Below are 5,544 nucleotides of genomic sequence, written 5' to 3' on the forward strand. Positions count from 1 at the left end.
GTGTGCGGAACGTCCTTGTCGACGGAGGGCGACGCCGCCGATGAGCGTCGGCGTCAGTCGTTGGCGTGCAGATCCGCGTTGAGCTCGACGCCCTCGCGCTTCCACGGCACCGCCTCGACGGAACCGGTCAGTGAGTTGCGCCGGAAGAGCAGGTTGTCCATGCCCGAGAGCTGGCCGGCCTTCACGGGCTCCCGCTCGGCCCAGGCGCCCGCCCGGACATCCACCTTCGTGCCGGCGGTGACGTACAGCCCGGCCTCGACCACGCAGTCGTCGCCCAGCGAGATACCGACACCCGAGTTGGCCCCGAGCAGGCACCGTTCACCGATCGAGATGGTCTCCTTGCCGCCGCCGGAGAGCGTGCCCATGATGGAGGCCCCGCCGCCGACATCGGAATCGGCGCCGACCACGACGCCCGCGGAGATGCGACCCTCGACCATCGACGCGCCCAGCGTGCCGGCGTTGAAGTTGACGAACCCCTCGTGCATGACCGTGGTGCCCTCGGCCAGGTGGGCGCCCAGGCGGACGCGGTCGGCGTCGGCGATGCGAACGCCCGACGGGACCACGTAGTCCACCATGCGCGGGAACTTGTCCACGCCGTACACCGTGACCGGGCCGCGGGCCCGCAGCTTGGCGCGCACCAGCTCGAAACCCGGGACCGCGCACGGTCCGAAGTTGGTCCACACGACGTTGCTGAGCTTGCCGAACAAGCCGTCCATGTTCGCGAAATGCGGCTTGATGAGGCGGTGGCTGATGAGGTGGAGCCGGAGGTAGGCGTCGTAGGCGTCGGCCGGCGGCTGGGTCAGGTCCTCGATCTCCACCCGCACGGCCACCGTCTCGACCCCCCGGTCGGCGTCGGCGCCGGTCAGCGGCGACAGTTCGGCGGGTACCTCGTCTCCGGACAGCACCCGGTGACCGCCGGCGGACGCGGCGCCCAGCTCCGGCTCGGGGTACCACACGTCGAGAACGGTGTGGTCGGACGTCAGGGTGGCGATTCCGGTGGCCACGGCTCCATGTGCACTCATGGCCCCGATGCTAGCGGTCTGCCCCGACGGGCACGGGTCACGGGCAACTAGGGTGGGGGCCGTGACCGCCGCCCTCGATCTGACCGCCGACCCGGTCGACCTCACCCGCGCCCTCGTCGACATCCCCAGTCCCTCACGGGAGGAGGATGCGATCGCCGCCGCGGTCCACGACGCTCTCGTCACGACCGTCGCCGGGTTCACCGGGCCCGCCGCCGACCGGACGGAGGTGGTCCGCGACGGCAACCGGGTCCTCGCCCGTACCTCCCGGGGCCTCCCGACCCGGGTCGTGCTCGCCGGACACCTCGACACGGTCCCCCTGGCCGACAACGTCCCGTGCCGGGCCACCGGCGAAGGGACGGACACGGTCCTGCACGGGTGCGGGACAGTGGACATGAAGTCTGGGGACGCGGTGTTCCTGCACCTCTTCGCCGCGCTGGCGGACTCCGACGAGCTGGCGCACGATCTCACCCTGGTGCTCTACGACTGCGAGGAGATCGAAGCCACGGCCAACGGTCTGGGTGTCCTCGAGCGCACGCACCGCGACTGGTTGACGGGCGATGTGGCGATCCTCGGTGAGCCGACCGGCGGGCTCATCGAGGCCGGCTGCCAGGGGACCCTGCGGATCCGGATCCACGCCCGCGGCGTGCGGGCCCATTCGGCGCGGAGCTGGTTGGGCGACAACGCCGTGCATCGGCTCGCGCCGGTGCTGGGGGCACTCGCGGCCTACGAGGCCCGGTCGGTGGACATCGACGGGTGTGTCTACCGCGAGGGTCTGCAGGCCGTCCGCATGTCGGCGGGGGTCGCCGGCAACACGGTCCCGGACGAGGCCTGGCTCGACGTGAACTTCCGATCCGCCCCGGACAGGGACACCGATGCCGCTCTCGCGCACGCCCTCGACGCACTGGGGCTGACCGGTCTCCCACGGGTGGCGGAAGGGGAGACCCCGCTCGCCGAGCCCGGTCTGTCCTGGGAACTCACCGACCTCTCGCCGGGGGCGCTGCCCGGTCTGGGGGCCCCGGCCGCGGCGGAACTCGTCCGTGCGGCCGGCGGGCGGGTCCGTGCGAAGTACGGGTGGACCGACGTGTCCCGTTTCGCGGCCCTGGGGATCCCGGCGGTCAACCTCGGCCCCGGCGACCCCGGCATGGCCCACAAGCGTGATGAGTACTGTCCGGCGGCACAGATCACCGAGGTCGGCAGGGTGCTGCGCACCTACCTCACCGGCTAGGGCGCGGGAGCCCCGGGATCGCCCATGTCCCGGGTACCGCCACTCCCGGCCCCACCCCCAGATCATCGAAGGAGACCCCCGGCCCATGGCCCCCAACGACCCCGTGCACATGCGAGGCCCCGTCCTCGTCCGTCGTGAGAAGGGTGGCGAACACACCACCACCGACCAGCGGCTGCTGGACAAGAACCAGGACACCGACTGGCTGCACACCGACCCGTGGCGGGTGCTGCGCATCCAGAGCGAGTTCGTCAACGGCTTCGGCGCGCTGGCCGAACTGTCGGACGCCGTCAGTGTGTTCGGTTCGGCCCGCACCCGGCCCGGGGACCCGGCCTACGAGCAGGCCGTGGAGTTGGGCCGTGCGCTGGTGGAGGCCGGCTACGCGGTGGTCACCGGTGGTGGCCCCGGGCAGATGGAGGCGGCGAACAAGGGGGCGTGGGAGGCGGATGGCGAGTCTGTCGGGCTCGGGATCGAGTTGCCCCACGAGCAGGGCCTGAACCGGTGGGTGGACCTGGGACTGCACTTCCGCTACTTCTTCATCCGCAAGACGATGTTCGTCAAGTACACGCAGGCCTTCGTGTGCACGCCGGGCGGGTTCGGCACCCTCGACGAGTTCTTCGAGGCCATCACCCTCGTCCAGACCGACAAGATCACCAGGTTCCCGATCGTGCTGCTCGGCGTGGACTTCTGGGCCCCGCTGACCGACTGGATCCGCGGCACGCTGGCGGAGGAGGGGATGATCTCCGCGTCCGACCCCGACCTGTTCCTGGTGACGGACTCCGTGGCGGAGACCGTGGAGTACATCCGCGAGGCCCACCACAGGGCGGCGCTGACGTCCGAGGAGCGGGAGGACCTGTACGGCGAGGAGCACCGCGGGGTCGAGCGGTGACGGCGCCGGTCGCCGGTCGCCGTGTCTGCGTCTACTGCGCCTCCTCCACGTACGACCCGGAGATGCTGGCCATCGCGACGCAGGTGGGGGAGGGCATCGCCAGACGCGGGTGGTCGCTCGTCTCGGGCGGCGGCAACGTCTCGATGATGGGTGCGCTCGCCGAGTCGGCCCGCGCGGGTGGCGCACGCACCGTCGGTGTGATCCCCGAGGGGCTGCGGGTCCGCGAGGTCGCCGACACCGCGGCCGACGAACTCGTCGTCGTCACGACCATGCGGGAACGCAAGCGGGAGATGGAGGAACGATCCGACGCGTTCCTCACCCTGCCCGGCGGGATCGGGACGATGGAGGAGATGTTCGAGATGTGGACCTCGGCGTCCCTGGGCTTCCACCACAAGCCGGTGGTGCTCTACGACCCGATCGGGTTCTACCGCCCCTTGCTGGACTGGGTCGGAGGGTTGGTGGAGGCCGGATTGGTCAAGGACGAGGCGATGGCGAGCCTGGTCGTGTGTGACGATCTCGAGGCCGCGCTCGACGCCTGTGGAGGTCGGGGATGACCGGTGCCGGTGCCGGTCCCGGTCTCGGCCCGGCGCCGGCGCCGGCGCCCACCCTGTGTGGCCGCCCGGTCCCGGTCGACCGCCCGCTGGTGATGGCGATCGTCAACCGTACGCCGGACTCCTTCTACGACCGTGGGGCCACGTTCACCGACACGGCGGCGATGGCGCGGGTCGACGAGGTGGTGGCGGCCGGCGCGGACATCCTCGACATCGGCGGCGTCAAGGCCGGGCCCGGCGACCTCGTCGATGCCGCGGAGGAGACCCGTAGGGTCGTGCCGTTCGTGGAGGCGGTGCGGGTCCGTCACCCGGGCGTGGTGATCTCGATCGACACCTGGCGGGGCGAGGTCGCCCGGCGCGCGGTGGCGGCCGGGGCGGACCTGGTCAACGACACGTGGGCGGGTCACGATCCCGGTGTCCTGACCGCGGCGGGGGAGGCGCGCGCCGGGTTCGTCTGTTCGCACACGGGCGGTGCGGTGCCCCGGACGCGGCCGTTCCGCGTGGGGTATGCCGATGTCGTGTGCGACGTCGTCGACGAACTCACGGCGGCCGCCGACCGCGCGCTGGCGGCCGGTGTCCCGGTGGACGGCATCCTCATCGACCCCACCCACGATTTCGGCAAGAACACCTTCCACGGCCTCGAGTTGTTGCGACGGATGGACGAGATCGTGGCGGTCGGGTACCCGGTCCTCATGGCGCTGAGCAACAAGGACTTCATCGGTGAGACCCTGGACGCGGGCGTGGACGATCGCGCGGAGGGCACCCTCGCGGCGACCTCGGTCGCGGCCTACCTCGGTGCGCGGGTATTCCGCACACACGACGTCCCGGGGACACTGCGTGCCCTCGAGATGGTGTCGTCGATCGTGGGGACGCGCCGACCTGCACGAACCGTACGCGGCCTGGCGTGACTTGCCACACCGCCGGGGGCGGGCCGTGTGCCAGACTGGCCGCGGCGCTAGTCACTACAGGAGGGGAGCACGGGAATGCTCACCATCGTCGTCTACGTGGTCGTCACCTTGGTCGTCGCGGCGGGGCTGTTCGGGCTGTCGCTCGTGGTGTTCGGCCGTTCCGAGGTGTTGCCGCCCGTGGCCCGGGACCACACGGTCACCCACCTGCCGGACGGGGCCCTGACCGGTGATGATCTCCGGTCGGTGCGATTCGGTATGTCTGCGCGTGGTTACACCATGGCGGAGGTCGACTGGGCACTCGAGCAGGCGGCGGTCGAGATCGACCGGCTCCGGGCCCGGTTGGGCGAGGACGTCACCGTGGCCGGGGACGCCGCGGCGAACGGGGCGCAGAACGGGGTGGACGGTCGTCCCGCTACGGCGTCCGGACGCGGCCGGACGCGCTAGAATCGACATCATCCACTCAGCAGTACCGATCGTGGGCACGGGCGCTCGTACAGTGCGCCGCCCCGCGGACAAGGACGAAGGGAAACGACTCGATGGCGGCTATGAAGCCCAGGACCGGTGACGGACCGATGGAGGCGGCCAAGGAAGGCCGTGGGATCGTCATGCGCGTCCCTCTGGAGGGTGGCGGGCGTCTCGTCGTCGAGCTGACCCCCGATGAGGCCAAGTCGCTCAGCGAGGAGCTGTCGCAGGCCATCTCCTGATCTCGTCGCCCCACCGATGCCGGCGCATCCGACCCTCGTGGCGGGTGCGCCGACTCATATCCCGGAAGGTCCTCCTCGATGTCCGCCGTCCCCGGCCGTCCCCTGCCCTCGGTCCGTGTCGTCTCCGGTCCCGCCCCCGATGCCGCGCTGGCGGTCGTCACCCGCGCTCCCGAGCCCGGTCGCGTGCCGCTGGGGCGCGCCGACGAGGCGCGGGTCTCCGTCCACGACGGGCGACCGGTGGTCAAGGT

At 71.3% G+C, this 5,544-nt stretch carries 7 protein-coding genes; 6 read left to right on the forward strand and 1 reads right to left on the reverse strand.

The annotated features are described in order from the left end of the window. Positions 1-53 precede the first annotated feature (53 nt). Entirely contained in the window at positions 54-1,022 is a 969-nt protein-coding gene (gene dapD, locus G6023_RS13945) for a 2,3,4,5-tetrahydropyridine-2,6-dicarboxylate N-succinyltransferase (protein WP_067718447.1), read from the reverse strand. 52 nt (positions 1,023-1,074) lie between these two features. On the opposite strand from dapD, the gene dapE reads away from it, so the two are divergent. The 6 genes from dapE (at position 1,075) to G6023_RS13975 (ending at position 5,296) form a co-directional block, all read left to right on the forward strand. Then, complete coding sequence (gene dapE / locus G6023_RS13950; RefSeq protein ID WP_372501983.1) at positions 1,075-2,247, forward strand: succinyl-diaminopimelate desuccinylase; 1,173 nt, start codon at positions 1,075-1,077, stop codon at positions 2,245-2,247. A gap of 85 nt (positions 2,248-2,332) precedes the next feature. Further along, positions 2,333-3,133: an LOG family protein gene (locus G6023_RS13955; protein WP_067718445.1), complete on the forward strand. Its 801-nt coding sequence runs from the start codon at positions 2,333-2,335 to the stop codon at positions 3,131-3,133. Further along, positions 3,130-3,687: an LOG family protein gene (locus G6023_RS13960; protein WP_067718442.1), complete on the forward strand. Its 558-nt coding sequence runs from the start codon at positions 3,130-3,132 to the stop codon at positions 3,685-3,687. The genes G6023_RS13955 and G6023_RS13960 overlap by 4 nt, the downstream gene beginning before the upstream one ends. Next, complete coding sequence (gene folP / locus G6023_RS13965; protein WP_182636070.1) at positions 3,684-4,592, forward strand: dihydropteroate synthase; 909 nt, start codon at positions 3,684-3,686, stop codon at positions 4,590-4,592. Before G6023_RS13960 ends, folP begins: the two co-directional genes overlap by 4 nt. Before the next feature lie 75 nt (positions 4,593-4,667). Further along, positions 4,668-5,036, forward strand: a complete 369-nt coding sequence (locus G6023_RS13970) for a DivIVA domain-containing protein (protein WP_132063448.1) — start codon at positions 4,668-4,670, stop codon at positions 5,034-5,036. 92 nt (positions 5,037-5,128) lie between these two features. After that, a complete protein-coding gene (locus tag G6023_RS13975) occupies positions 5,129-5,296 on the forward strand; it encodes a DUF3117 domain-containing protein (protein WP_067718434.1) in 168 nt (55 codons plus the stop codon). The last annotated feature ends 248 nt before the right edge of the window (positions 5,297-5,544 follow it).

It is taken from the genome of Dietzia sp. DQ11-71 (genome assembly GCF_014144995.1).
In the GTDB taxonomy this organism is placed as follows: domain Bacteria; phylum Actinomycetota; class Actinomycetes; order Mycobacteriales; family Mycobacteriaceae; genus Dietzia; species Dietzia kunjamensis.

What these genes read in the sequence shown, in the direction of transcription:
- dapD (WP_067718447.1), bottom strand. Translation starts at nt 1,022, where the DNA reads ATGAGTGCACATGGAGCCGTGGCCACCGGAATCGCCACCCTGACGTCC.
- folP (WP_182636070.1), top strand. Translation starts at nt 3,684, where the DNA reads ATGACCGGTGCCGGTGCCGGTCCCGGTCTCGGCCCGGCGCCGGCGCCG.
- G6023_RS13970 (WP_132063448.1), top strand. Translation starts at nt 4,668, where the DNA reads ATGCTCACCATCGTCGTCTACGTGGTCGTCACCTTGGTCGTCGCGGCG.
- G6023_RS13975 (WP_067718434.1), top strand. Translation starts at nt 5,129, where the DNA reads ATGGCGGCTATGAAGCCCAGGACCGGTGACGGACCGATGGAGGCGGCC.
- G6023_RS13955 (WP_067718445.1), top strand. Translation starts at nt 2,333, where the DNA reads ATGGCCCCCAACGACCCCGTGCACATGCGAGGCCCCGTCCTCGTCCGT.